11 protein-coding genes and 1 pseudogene are annotated in these 12,675 nt (G+C 42.5%); 7 read left to right on the top strand and 5 right to left on the bottom strand.

Annotation, left to right across the window (positions count from 1 at the left end; genetic code table 11):
* Positions 1 to 152 precede the first annotated feature (152 nt).
* Both CXF81_RS08095 and CXF81_RS20055 read right to left on the bottom strand, forming a co-directional pair.
* Positions 153 to 893: an MBL fold metallo-hydrolase gene (locus CXF81_RS08095; RefSeq protein WP_369828670.1), complete on the bottom strand. Its 741-nt coding sequence runs from the start codon at positions 891 to 893 to the stop codon at positions 153 to 155.
* Between the two features lie 38 nt (positions 894 to 931).
* Positions 932 to 1,114, bottom strand: coding sequence for a hypothetical protein (locus CXF81_RS20055; protein ID WP_198556352.1), 183 nt, complete (start codon positions 1,112 to 1,114; stop codon positions 932 to 934).
* Positions 1,115 to 1,304: 190 nt separating this feature from the next.
* Here CXF81_RS20055 and CXF81_RS20645 point away from each other — a divergent pair.
* The 7 genes and pseudogenes from CXF81_RS20645 to CXF81_RS08070 form a co-directional block, all read left to right on the top strand.
* Positions 1,305 to 1,529 (top strand): annotated as a pseudogene (locus tag CXF81_RS20645) (FAD-dependent monooxygenase); the annotation flags it as partial.
* 128 nt (positions 1,530 to 1,657) lie between these two features.
* Complete coding sequence (locus CXF81_RS20640) at positions 1,658 to 1,819, top strand: FAD-dependent monooxygenase (RefSeq protein ID WP_369828669.1); 162 nt, start codon at positions 1,658 to 1,660, stop codon at positions 1,817 to 1,819.
* A 32-nt stretch (positions 1,820 to 1,851) separates the two neighbouring features.
* The gene (locus CXF81_RS20045) at positions 1,852 to 2,091 is read left to right on the top strand and encodes a hypothetical protein (protein ID WP_198556350.1); all 240 of its coding nucleotides are present in this window, start codon (positions 1,852 to 1,854) and stop codon (positions 2,089 to 2,091) included.
* Entirely contained in the window at positions 2,067 to 2,462 is a 396-nt protein-coding gene (locus CXF81_RS20040; RefSeq protein WP_198556349.1) for a hypothetical protein, read from the top strand. Before CXF81_RS20045 ends, CXF81_RS20040 begins: the two co-directional genes overlap by 25 nt.
* Before the next feature lie 89 nt (positions 2,463 to 2,551).
* A complete protein-coding gene (locus tag CXF81_RS08085; protein WP_101180866.1) occupies positions 2,552 to 2,713 on the top strand; it encodes a DUF2783 domain-containing protein in 162 nt (53 codons plus the stop codon).
* 543 nt (positions 2,714 to 3,256) lie between these two features.
* Entirely contained in the window at positions 3,257 to 4,657 is a 1,401-nt protein-coding gene (iaaH, locus tag CXF81_RS08075) for an indoleacetamide hydrolase (protein WP_101180865.1), read from the top strand.
* 261 nt (positions 4,658 to 4,918) lie between these two features.
* Positions 4,919 to 7,153 (top strand): TonB-dependent receptor, encoded by a 2,235-nt coding sequence (locus CXF81_RS08070; protein ID WP_101180864.1) that lies wholly within the window; start codon positions 4,919 to 4,921, stop codon positions 7,151 to 7,153.
* An 84-nt stretch (positions 7,154 to 7,237) separates the two neighbouring features.
* On the opposite strand, the gene CXF81_RS08065 is transcribed toward CXF81_RS08070, so the two are convergent.
* The 3 genes from CXF81_RS08065 to CXF81_RS08055 all read right to left on the bottom strand — a co-directional run bounded on the left by CXF81_RS08065 (position 7,238) and on the right by CXF81_RS08055 (position 11,957).
* A complete protein-coding gene (locus tag CXF81_RS08065; RefSeq protein WP_101180863.1) occupies positions 7,238 to 8,038 on the bottom strand; it encodes a helix-turn-helix transcriptional regulator in 801 nt (266 codons plus the stop codon).
* A 359-nt stretch (positions 8,039 to 8,397) separates the two neighbouring features.
* Positions 8,398 to 9,639 (bottom strand): hypothetical protein, encoded by a 1,242-nt coding sequence (locus CXF81_RS08060; protein ID WP_157825525.1) that lies wholly within the window; start codon positions 9,637 to 9,639, stop codon positions 8,398 to 8,400.
* 44 nt (positions 9,640 to 9,683) lie between these two features.
* Entirely contained in the window at positions 9,684 to 11,957 is a 2,274-nt protein-coding gene (locus CXF81_RS08055; RefSeq protein ID WP_101180861.1) for an FAD-dependent oxidoreductase, read from the bottom strand.
* Between the last annotated feature and the right edge of the window lie 718 nt (positions 11,958 to 12,675).

Here is a 12,675-nt window from a genome sequence, read left to right as displayed (position 1 = left end):
TCCCTCGTTCTTTCAAGATTAGTTGCTCCAAATTAAAAGTTTGAACGACATTTTTATCACAGCTGATAAAGTCACACATCTTTTATCTTGAGCATTTTTAAAATTGTCAGAGTAAACAGTCATTACTTATAGTGATTGGTATAAATCACTGGCTAATTTTGCAGTTGATCCCACACTTCTTGGTCTTTTTCTGCCGTCCAAATTTGTGGCCAGTCAGTACCATCAAATTCGTCCCAAAGACTTTTCATATCAAATGGTAGGCAGTGCTCGAAGATTGGCCACATTCCGAATTTAGGGGCAAGCAAGGTATGGGTTTCATCAAATGCTTGTTTCAATGTTCCGCCGTTTCTGTGGACTTCTCCAACTTTTTCGATCATACCATTCAAAAACCCACGGGTTTGCTCTATGGCAGCATCAACCTTATCTCTCCCTTTTGCTACAGCATCGCGACCGCCAACCAAAATGTCTGCCTGATAAGCTTTTACTCTGTCCAACGTGCCCGACGACCAGTCAAAGTGAAACGCATCACCAGTATACAAGGCTGCTGCCGCTTCAACTAAATCACCAGCAAACAATATTTTGTGTTTAGGCAACCAGGCTACTATGTTTCCAGCGTTATGTCCTCTGCCACAATGTTCTAAAATTAGGCTTCCGCGCTCACCACCTAAAGGTATTTCGATACGTTCATTAAAAACAATATCAGGGTAAGTGAGTCCGGGAATACCGTCTGGCTCTCTGAAAAGTCTTGGCATTCTGCCAAATTCACTTCCCCAGTCCTGCATACCGGATTCTTCAATCAAAAACTTCGTTTTTTCATGAGCGATAATGGATTCTGCACCAAAAGCGGATGCCCCAACACTCGTAAGGCATGATAGTGAGAGAGAACAAGATATTTTATTGGTTTATCGGTATGCTCTCGTAATATTTCTATTCAATCATTAGCCGCTATAGGTGTCGCTCTGGTTTCAAACGCGATAACGAAACCTTCTGCTTCAATAGCGCCAACATTTGGGTCACCCTCAGCGGTTAGCGCATAAACGCCATCGGCAAGCATTTCAAGAATTTCAGTTTTTTCACCTAGATCTGCAGATGATGCAAACGGCTTTATAGACATAAGAGTAACCTCGACTTGAGTTAAGTAAATAAATAATATTGATAATGCAAATTAAATAAACATTCTCGCATGAGATTAAATATAAATAATAAATGGAATTTTATCTAATTTAATCTCAATTTAGATGTGATTTTATTATTATATTAATCTCATCTGAGAATTTATTTCGAGATTTGATGGGCGCCTTTTTATGCAGAAAACTTATACAAATCCAGTTTATACCTACGTCAGTCATCCTGATTTGAATGCTAAGGAAGCGGTGCATCATCCTGTAGTGATAGTGGGGGATGGTCCTGGCGGCCTAGCCTTAGCAATAGATTTTGCATTGCATGGCATCAGCACAGTGGTATTGGATGACAATAATACTGTCAGTGTGGGTTCACGGGCTATTTGCTTTGCTAAACGTATGCTAGAAATAATGAACAGTCTGTATTACCGCACAAACAACCTGACGACCTATGGCGTATTGACCTACAACTTGGCTAGGATGCCGATCCGGAACATCAAAAACAGGAACAGGTTATCGGTCCCCGTATCCAAGCAATGCTTGGCCCAGAAGCGGAATTTGATATTGAATGGTCTAGTGTTTACACCTTTCGATGTCACAAGATGGATCATTTTATCCACAATAAGGTCGTTTTTGTTGGTGACGCGGCGCATCAGGTCTCTCCTTTTGGTGCACGTGGCGCAAATGGTTGTATATAATCAGCAGAGAATTTAGTCTGGAAAGTGGCAGCGTGTTAAAGCGTCAGGCTCCTGTAGCGCTAATTGAAACGTACAATACGGAGCGTCAACAAGGTGCTAAAGAAAACATTCTGAACTCAACAAGAGCGACTGATTTCATTAGGCCTAAAAACCACATAAGTCGGGTGTTTCGGGATCAAGCCTTGCGCTTCGCCAAACAATTTGAGTTTGCCAAAACCTTGGTCAATAGTGAGGGTTTGTCAACGCCATGCCAATTACAGATTCGTCTTTAAACAGCTCCGAACAGGGCAATTTTGAGAGCTTACTATGCCCTGGTAGTGTACCCCAAAGATCCCCCATCAGTGTTTCTGGCGAAGAACAATGGTTCCTCTCCCATCTTGGTAACCAGTTTGTTATTTTAGTCGCACTATATTCTATAGGTCCAGAAGAAATCACTGAAATTATTAATTTATCAGGCGTTGTCAATCTTAAAATACTACTCACTGGGCAAATAACCCTTTCAGCCACAATTATCGGTAAAGTGACCAAGATTGATTGCACTAAAGGTGCGCTCTTTGAAAGATATGATCTCAAACATAACACAACCTATCTGTTTAGACCGGATCAAATGATTTCAGGACGTTGGCGTCAGTGTTGGTCATAAATCCTAGAAAAAGCGATGCGTAAGGCCCTAGGTTTCGAATTGGATGCTGAACTATCTGATAGAAAAAGCAAAACATTTAAGGCGTAAAAATGAGACTCAATACCAAGCCAAATTTATCTCCCCCTGATTTGTTTTACACCTCGCTGACCGATGTACATCAGCAATTAAATAGAGAACAAAGTGAAAGTGTGAATGCACGATTGGTCCTTTTGTTAGCCAACCATATCGGTTTGATGGAAGTGTTGAAATAAGCGTTAACTATTTTCCAAAGATATCGAATAAAAATACCTATCACTGCCCTAAATGACCCTACAGGTTTTGGTAATGAACACGGGGCACTCCCCATTGATGAGACCCGTTGTGAAAAGGAAGGAGATCACTATCCCCCGTGTCAGCATCTGTCTCTTGATCACATATCCTGTAACTGGTTTCGCATAAATCTCGCACCTTCTAGATGCTGGCTCAGTGCAAACCATCCTTTCCACAAAGCTTCCCAACCAACAATTCCTGTTCGTTTACTGTTGTGCCACCCGCCTAATTTGGCAATGGCATAATATGCCCAGTAAAGTGAAGGCGCTTTTTTAGGTAACCCTTTAGTTTCTGTCTTTGACCAGATTAATTTCTCTGCAATGCCCCATCTAAAGTTTTATATCTTTCTTGGTCTTAATCTTAGCTGACGGACATCTAGTATTTCAAAATATCATCAATTTCGATGATTCAATCAGCGAAATAATTAACTTACATTCAATACAACTAATTAGTTTGCTGATTAATATCAATTGGATAAAAGAAAAATGTCGACAAATAAATTCACCATTAATGAAACACAAAAATTAATATTAAACAGCACCTTAAACAGTGAAAAATTAGTGCATCAAGCGTTTACCAATATCAAATGGTACGCCGATTTCAATGCATTTATCACAACTGACTATGATAGGGCATTAGATCAAGCTAAACACCAAGATATTAGTCGAGCAAAAGGTGAGGTTGTAGGGCCGTTAGATGGGATTACTGTCGCCGTGAAAGATAATATTCATGTCGCAGGCCTTCCAAACACCGCAGGCACACTCGCGCTCAAAGATTTCATACCTGATAAAGATGCAACGGTAGTGACGAAGTTAAAGAACGCCGGAGCAATAGTGATTGGAAAGACCAATATGCATGAACTTGCATATGGAGTCACTAGTGCGAATAAGACTTTTGGGGCCGTTGCCAATGCAATCTCAAAAACATGTTTTGCTGGTGGAAGTAGTGGAGGAACAGCTACGGCAGTGGCACTTAACATGGCAACGATTGGTCTTGGGACCGATACAGGTGGATCAGTCAGGATCCCTGCTGCATTAAATGGATTGGTTGGATTTAGACCAACTGTTAATAGGTACTCTTCAAACGGATTAACACTTATTTCTCACACACGCGACACTGTCGGGCTAATTACAAATTCGGTCAAAGACGCTCAAGTAGTTGACGAAGTTTTGAGTAACGAAATTGAAAAGTTAGGTCAAGTATCTTTGGCTAAATTAAGAATTGGTGTTCCTAGTAAATATTTTTATGAAAACTTAGAGCCCACTATTGCTAAAAGAGCAGAGTTATTTTTAGAACAGTTAAAACAAGTGGGTGTAGAGCTGGTTTATGCGGATCTTGAAAATATAAGTGAATTAAATGAGCTGGTAGGATTTCCTGTAGTGCTTCATGAAACTAAAGAACTGCTTAAAGCTTATCTTAAGCATAACTATCCACAGGAGACGGTTGATAGTTTGTTAGAGAAAATTTCCGATCCTGAGGTGAAAGGTATCTTAGAGATGTCGCTAAATGGGAGTATCACAGAAGAAAGTTACCAGAATGCAATTAACGTCGCAAGACCCGCACTTCAGAAACTGTATACCACATATTTCGATAGCAACCATGTTGAAGCAATTATCTTCCCAACGACACCGTTATCAGCAAGACCTATCAATGGTAGTTCGGAAACAGTCGAACTAAACGGCAAGAGAGTTCCCACTTTTCAAAGTTATATACACAATACTGATCCCAGCAGTAATGCCGGTATTCCAGGTTTGAGCATCCCACTAGGCAACAGTGATGATGGGCTGCCATTTGGTATCGAAATTGACGGGCCAACAGGCAGTGACCGAAGGCTTCTCTCCATCGGCGCCGAATTAGAGTCACTTATAAGATCAGTGTTTTGTTAAGTCCTTACTGAGTGGCGTGACATACATTATTCTTCACTTGTATTAAATGCACCAGTAAGTACTAAGCAGCATAGTTTAAAAAGAATCTTTATACAGCAATTCTGAAGGTGACTAACCTATTAGTGATGTTGGATGAGCACGTTTAGTTAGGTATTTGAACGATTGAGTTAAGTGCCTTTTAGCAATGCAGTTTTATGAATAGATAAGCAATGAATTTCTTAAGCACATAACCAAAACATAATAAAATGGGAGCAACACATTATGAGTAAACAAAAAAAGTACATAGCAGGATGCGTAGCAATGGCTATCTTATCCATGTCGCATACGCAAGCACAAGCTCAAGACGTCACAGATGAAGAGCAAGACGCAAAACTTGAAATAATAAATATTACCGCTCAGCGAAGGACACAAAATTTGCAGGAAGTGCCCATTGCCGTTACGGCATTGAGCGCGGAAAAAATTGAAAGATCAGGTATTCACGATTTAACCGATGTCGCTACAAGAGTACCGGGATTAACCTTTTCACCGTTCTCACCGGGCCAAAATATATTGGCCCTGCGTGGGGCATCGTCTAATGACGATGGAGCGGGTACGGATAGTTCGGTAGCTGTGTTTATCGATGACGTCTATTTAGGACGTGTGTCAAATGTTAATCCAGAATTATTCGATCTTGAAAGCATAGAGGTGTTACGCGGCCCTCAAGGAACCTTATTCGGAAAGAACACGATAGGCGGGGCGATTAATATTACTTCAAGTAAGCCCAATACAGATGAGTTTGAGGGCAAAGTTAAAGCTACGCTCGGCAATTTTGGGTTAAAAGAGTTGGGCGGTCTTGTCACTGGCCCTTTATCAGATGACTGGGCTGGTAAAATTTCCTTTAACTCGAGAACGCGTGATGGATGGGTAGATAATGTCTTCCTAAATAAAAAACAAAAAGATGATGATGCTCAAGTCGTTCGCGGGCAGTTACAATATAGTGGAGATACATTCACTGGGCTTTTCTCAGCCGATTATAATCAGCTTGATGTTCAGGATAGTGCGAGGATCCCAATTGATACAGGTGAACCGGGTGACCCGGCATTTTGGGCCACCAACGTGCCGGGAAGCTATGCCGAACTATGTGCTGGAAGAGGACCTGAATGTTCCGCTGGTCCAGTAGATGGTTTTGTCAAAAAAGCCGCTTGGGGTGTTAGTAGTAAGTTAGTTTGGGACTTCAAGTCAGGAGAGTTGACCTCTATCACAGCGTATCGCGAAAGTGAAAATGATTGGAATATGGATTCCACCGGAACCCCAGCGTCTCCGCTTCCGTCTTCTGTATTTGGCCTTGTGAATGACGATATCTTTGATGTTACCGAGCAATTTACCCAAGAATTTCGGTGGGTTTCATCGATAGGTGACAGCATAGAGTATGTTTCTGGTCTTTGGTATTCAAAAGAGGATACGGATAGAACCGAATGTTTTGATAATGACCCGACACCCAGCGACTGTACACCTGACGCAGATGGAGGGTTGACCGATTGGTATCGGCAAGTCAATGAAGCAACTTCCTACGCGGCATTTGGTCAGTTCGATTGGGAACTTGATGAGCAATGGACATTAACCTTGGGGGGGCGTTACAGCTATGAAGAGAAAGAGATTGATAACGAGGCTGTTGCAGGGGACTTTGTTATTATTAATCAAACGTTCTCTAACACGGTTAAAGATGATTGGAATGCATTGACACTTAAAGGTTCGATAGCTTATCAAGTATCAAACCAAACCAATGTATATTTTACCTATGCTGAAGGATTTAAAAGTGGAGGATTTGCCGCGGCACCTCAAGGCATTGAATTCACACAGCCCCTAGATCAAGAAGAATCTACTAACTTTGAGTTTGGCTTTAAGTCGGATTTAAGCGATCTATTTCGACTTAACGCCGCATTATTCTATACCGAATATGAGGGACTACAAATTCAAACGTTCGGACCATTAACGACTGGCGCCTCATTTGGGACCTTTCAAACTTTTAATGCTGGAGATGCCAACATCGCTGGGATTGAATTAGAAGCAACTTGGATAATTAGCGATAACCTCATATTATCTGGCTTTTATGCTTACCAAGATAGTGAGTTTGAAGAGACCAATATTCCTGGCACGGCTTTTCCGAATCAAGAAGGACAAGATCTCATTCGTACCCCAGAGGTTAAATATAATATTGACTTAAATTATTATATACCTTTGGATAGCGGTGCCGAGATTAATACTAGTCTAAATTATCGATTTACTGACGATCAGAGAGGGGAGTTGGACCCTTGGGCAATACAGCCTAAATTTAATCTACTGGATGCTAGAATTACGTGGACTAACAGTGATGAAACACTCGATGTGTCTCTATGGGGTAGGAATTTGACTGATAAAGAATATGTGTCGCATCTCTATACTATTGCCTCTAGCGTAGTGGCAGTTTTTGGAGATCCACGCACATTTGGTTTATCTGTAACTTACAGGTTTGACTAAAAGATTGCACATGCCGAGTTTGTACACAAAGTGAACATCGAGCGGCCCATGCGCTTGATGTTCATTTTAGTTCATGATTTAGAATTATTTGAAACCAGTGAGTTTATTTAGCACTTTGTGGGATAGAGAAGTGCGATTGTGAACGCTAGTTTTTGCGTAAATATGTTGAACGTGGGTTCGAAGAGTACAGCAAGCAATACAGAGCTGATTCGCAATATCTTCGTCTTTTTTTCCTCTCAATAACTCTCTAACAATTTCTGCCTCACGTCCGGTGAATGAAAATTCTTTTGCAATTAATGCTAAATCCCATGAGGCGTTAATAATTGAAGTGTCTTGACTGGTTTCTTCACTATTTGTTTCACTACATCTATGCATATTACGTAATGAGTTTGTGAAATGAGGGCTGATCCTTTGAAGCAAATCGACCGATGTGCGATCAAAGGCTTGACGCTTTTTATTGCGCCAAATTCTGATGTCGCCTATATTATTATTACTGCAGTCGTAGGCATATAAATTAACCCCACTGTGCAAACCATCATGGCTTAAAAAGTCATTATAAAACTCCGTTCTTTCTAATTCCTTTTGATCAATAACCTCATTTACGCACGTTGCACGTTTACGCTTTTGCAGTTTATAGGTAATGGGGTCATGAAACTGATAATATTGCTCATACTCATTAAGCTTTTTTTTGTCCATGTTAATCGAGACCCCTTTTCCAAATCGACTGCCTGCTGAATTCCAAATATAAGAGGCATAATAATCAGCGTCTAATAATTTGAGTAATGCTTCACCTAGAGTTGACCGCATTTGAGAGGAGTCAAGTCCATGACTTAAACATTCTGTTACATAAAGGAGTTGTTTGTATTTAGTTTCTGAAGTACCCATATATTCCCTAACCCCACAGTTAAATACTCATTCTATCCAGGCTATTAATGCTATATCACATCGTTAGCTTATTGTACTGATTAGCGATTGTATAATAACCACGCTAATTCATAATTGAACAAGGAAAACTTATTTGACGCCTAGTTTGTAAGCAAAATTCCTTTTTATGACCGAGAAAAGGTACGGCGATTAAGAGGATAATATCCTGCGTAAAGATTCTAGGTGTGCTTACCCATTGGTGTCACTGTTCATTGTCCTGACCACGATGATTATAGGTGCCATACGGAAAAGTATGATGATCACGTCATGCACGGTTTTATATTAAACCATGTCCGCATAAAAGCGTTTTATCATGCGGACTAAGCTATATGTCCCGTCAAGATTTTCTGCCTGAGCAACCAGCGCCTTCTACTTCGCCAGATGGCGTTGGCTGCCGTGTTATGCAAATAGTCCGCTGACGTCGCATCATAGAGTTGCAGGCCCGCTTGCAAATCAACGCCAAAGCGCGACAAAAGGCCACCATCAGTGACATAGTCGATGCCTGGAGTATGGGCATAAGCATCGGCGTCATGGGTGACTTGCAGGCTCGACCAAGCGACCTGCAGATGTTTTCGCTCTTCAGTGTTAATGGATTGCGGAGCCACTAGTTCAAAGGCATCAGCTTCAGTCATGACCTTGGTGAAATCTTCTAAGACCTTGTCCACGCCTTTGCTGCCTGCGGCTGCATTGCCCACTTGTAGCATCTGAGAAGTGAAAAAGGATGGGGTGTCAACCTGCATAAAATCTTGCAGTGAGATAACTTGGTACTTACTGGAAAAATGATGACCTTGGTGAGCGACCTGCAGCGCCTGCTGCAACAATATAGGGTCGCCATAAATAGCCACCCTATCCACAGCCTCTGCGTCAATAAGATCGGCATACTGCCCGGCCCCAGACAGACCAAAGGCAACATCAATCTCAATGTTGGACAGGTGTGTCTCTAGTAGCGCATTCAAGCGCGTCACATCTCGCTCGTGTTTATCCTCGTGCAGACATTCGTCGATAAACAAACCGGCAGACTTGACCATGGGTGCAAGCCAGCTATTCTCTGCGGCATAGCCCGACGAGTTTACGGTGAAGGTGGGTTTGACCGACTGACGGGCAAAACCATTCAAAGACAGTTCGTCGATACCTTTGCGTTGCACTTTTTCCATATTGATCAGCATGCCGTAAGGTCTGACCCCAGTCACGACTGCATTCTGCAACAGGGCAAAGGATTTATTTTTGGGAGTGTTTTTTTGCACCGCGCGCCCGAGTGCGGGGATATCAAGACTTGCGCCTTGCTGAAAAGGTGTATATCGGCTGTGCATCTGAATATTGTCACCCGCCCAGATGCTAGGCCCGCTGATCGACCGCCACTGCACCTTTAACTGGCGGTCGAGATTATTATAGCCAAGTGATGACGACATCACAGACTTACACCCACTGTCCAGTACAAAGTTTGCGTTACAATTGTATGGATTAAATGTTGTCGCTCTATCCAGTGCTGCGAGTTTTGGTGTGATAGCAGCCCCCGCCACTGTCATTAAAGTGTGTTTTATAAATTCCCTTCGTGATTGCATTTTTCTACCCTCCGAGCTTTATATGAATACCGTATTAGTGGCGTTTAATATGAATAGGGGTCTGGTGCATTTTGGACCAGATTATTGATATTGGTCGTATCAACTTTGCTGGTCCAGCTCCCGCCAAATTCAGCCTGTGCGGCTTGCTGGATGATGCCGGCGCTTGTATTCAGTGCCGACTGAAATGCACCTTCAACCCAGCCGCCATAATTACTGACCGCATCGCCGGCAAAATACACTTTCTTGACTGCAGGGTGAACATAATAGTTACCGTAAAATTTCATATCCCAAACATAGTTATAAGTATAAGATTCAGTGTTCACTTTGTAGGCATAGATCAAGTTTGCACCGTAACTAGGCCTGTCTAGTTTAAAGCCCATTTTGATGAAAGGTACTTTACTCCAGCGCACTATGGCGAAGTTCAGGATGTTATTATTTTTTTTGAAAAACCAGGTAAATGGTGCCCATAGTCCTGCGTTAAACCCTGTCCATGCCGAAAAACCAGAGAATCGGCTGCGTATCGCTTTCCAAATGTTGTTGCCGAGGTTGAATGCACTACTTGAGCTACCAAAAAACTTCCCAGTCGAATTTAATGCGCTCTGAACGCTTGCGTCATTGTTCAATAAATTCGCCTGAATATTCGCCGCATCATTTGGCCAAAAGTTCTGGCCATAGTCATCGCTGCCCCAATTGTAGTGCAGTGCCACTGAGGTGGTGGCGTCCTTAAACGGCAGTAAAGGCCCGGTTGCGCTGGTGTTGTTATGTACCGGGAATACATAGGTTAGGCCCAGTGGCGCATAACCCGGCGCGTTTTCGTTGGCATTACCAAAACATGTTTTGATCAGTGCATCGTAGGCCGTATTGTTGGGGTCCACTTGTAGGTAGTTAGCCCCTGTGTCACCTGATGCAGGGCCTGACATAGTTTGGAAAATTTTTACACTGTCCATCCCGTCTTGACCTTCCAAGTCCCGTTTGATATCACTACTGAAACCTGAATACGCGCTCCTGTTATCATAAAAGGGGAAGATGTAATTTTGCGTGTAATTATTGATGCGCGATACTGGGAAATTGGCTTGAGCGTTGGCTAACAAGTCCTGGGATGCCTGGCTAGTCATCGCCAGAACGATGTAATCCCTCCAACCCGAAGTACTAATTAAACCGTTACTAGAATAGCGGATGATGTAGCTACCTCTATCCTCATCATAGACGAATGATTTGAACTGTGTGTCGTATTGGAAATAAACCCCTGCGGCCTTGCATTTGTCGTATAGCTTCTTGGGTAGATCCCCCAAGTTAGGCACGGCAAACTCGGTATCATAGCGCCAAATAAACAGGCGTATAATTTCCAGAACACAACGGCTGAACAGTGGGCCAAACCCACCTGTACCTATGCCTATATAGCCGACTTTTTTGATACGGTCTGCAGTAAAGTTATAACCACCGATATTGAAAGCCGAATCACTCAGAAAGTCATGGTAAGATCTATGATAAAGCTCATTAACCGCAGCCGTCCAAAATGTATCGACCTGGGATTGATAACTAGGGGTCAGGCCACATTCGATCATATCTGCCACGTCTTGGACTGTGAGAGAGGTGCCAGGTGGACTGTAATGACTAAACCGTTCAGCGTGTTTTTCGCTGATTGTTTGAAACGCTGCAGGCAACTCTTTCTGACTAGCCGGCGAATGTGTTTGGCCTGTATTCCAAATACCTTTGACTTCATCGCCGGATGTTCCCGGATCACCCCCAGTGAATGTGGTCGGCACTTTTCCGACATTGGGAAAGGCAGTAAAGGTGTCGTTACCACCGGCAGCACCTGAGATTTTCATATAGTGCCAAAATAAATAAGCATTGGATGGGAAACGCATCGCACCCAGTTGGCCAGTGGCACTTTGCCCCCCCCCTGATACGATAGTCGGTGCTATACGCCCCGCGCCAATAGAACCGTTGGTTGGTTTCGAACCTGCTTCAAAGAGAGTTACAGTCATACCGGCTTTTTTTAATTGGTAGGCTGTCAGCAATCCAGACATCCCGCCACCGACTACTGCGACATGTGGGGTATTGCCGTTCCAATTTATGGGGTTGCCATCTGAGGTGAAAGGCGACTTGGCTGAGTTAGCCGCTTCAGCCGCAACAATGTCCGAATATACCGCATTGGTATTATCAATGTACACACGGTTGTAACCGTCCATAAGGATTTGATTAAGGGTTTGCTTAACCAACCCTGTTTCAGGGTCGATAGTTTGAGTCGGTAGGGTAACAGTACAGTAGCTATTAGCAGCAGCTTCATGGACTGGGTAAAAACTTGCAAGAGACATAGTTAACACTCCATATTTTGTGGGTATATTTTTCTGTATAAGCTCGTTTAACGTACTTTTTTGCGCTTTTTTCGGCTGTAGATATTTTGCCTTTTGCTATGTTCTGCCAACAACATTTCGCAAGAAGTGCAGACAGGCCCTTGCTTCCACTCGTAATATAATCAGTAATATGCTCTTTTCCATCTTGCCCAAATAGCGCTAACAAGAATGACTTTTTATTGCTGTTCAGCATTGTTCAACTAAAACCTAGCTTACAGTGTTAACTTTAGCCAGCTTTCAGGGTAATTATTTTGCTGTCTGCGTATTTATCGTAGTACCGACAATAACAACTTAGTGACATAACAGTTAAAGCATCAGAACACTATCGCTATACCTGCCCAGTATGCTAAAAATGTCGTTAAGAATTTTCACAACTCAGTAGACTAAATTGAACATAACAGTAAATCTAGACAGTTGTTATCATCATAAATGATGATATTTTGAGCGCTCCTCAAATATCCGAAAAAATTGTTTTACTGATTTTTTTAAGCTTTTAATAAGCGTGGAATTTCTGCATTTTTTGTTAATGGGTAAATGGCATTACCAGCTATAAGGCTTTGGGCGGGTTTTGGAGCTTGTCCCAAGCGGGTACTGTCAAGTTGACGAACAGACTCAGAAACGTGCGATAATCAGGGCATGAAAAAGACCAATATTTATGCCGGATATCGCTACCCATCTT

Source organism: Glaciecola sp. 33A (genome assembly GCF_002836745.1).
Lineage (GTDB): Bacteria > Pseudomonadota > Gammaproteobacteria > Enterobacterales > Alteromonadaceae > Glaciecola.
The sequence above is the reverse complement of the archived record's forward strand: the minus strand, read 5'-3'. Positions and strand labels throughout refer to the sequence as shown.

What these genes read in the sequence shown, in the direction of transcription:
- CXF81_RS20055 (WP_198556352.1), bottom strand. Translation starts at nt 1,114, where the DNA reads ATGTCTATAAAGCCGTTTGCATCATCTGCAGATCTAGGTGAAAAAACT.
- CXF81_RS20640 (WP_369828669.1), top strand. Translation starts at nt 1,658, where the DNA reads ATGCTTGGCCCAGAAGCGGAATTTGATATTGAATGGTCTAGTGTTTAC.
- CXF81_RS20040 (WP_198556349.1), top strand. Translation starts at nt 2,067, where the DNA reads ATGCCAATTACAGATTCGTCTTTAAACAGCTCCGAACAGGGCAATTTT.
- CXF81_RS08085 (WP_101180866.1), top strand. Translation starts at nt 2,552, where the DNA reads ATGAGACTCAATACCAAGCCAAATTTATCTCCCCCTGATTTGTTTTAC.
- iaaH (WP_101180865.1), top strand. Translation starts at nt 3,257, where the DNA reads ATGTCGACAAATAAATTCACCATTAATGAAACACAAAAATTAATATTA.
- CXF81_RS08070 (WP_101180864.1), top strand. Translation starts at nt 4,919, where the DNA reads ATGAGTAAACAAAAAAAGTACATAGCAGGATGCGTAGCAATGGCTATC.
- CXF81_RS08065 (WP_101180863.1), bottom strand. Translation starts at nt 8,038, where the DNA reads ATGGGTACTTCAGAAACTAAATACAAACAACTCCTTTATGTAACAGAA.
- CXF81_RS08060 (WP_157825525.1), bottom strand. Translation starts at nt 9,639, where the DNA reads ATGCAATCACGAAGGGAATTTATAAAACACACTTTAATGACAGTGGCG.
- CXF81_RS08055 (WP_101180861.1), bottom strand. Translation starts at nt 11,957, where the DNA reads ATGTCTCTTGCAAGTTTTTACCCAGTCCATGAAGCTGCTGCTAATAGC.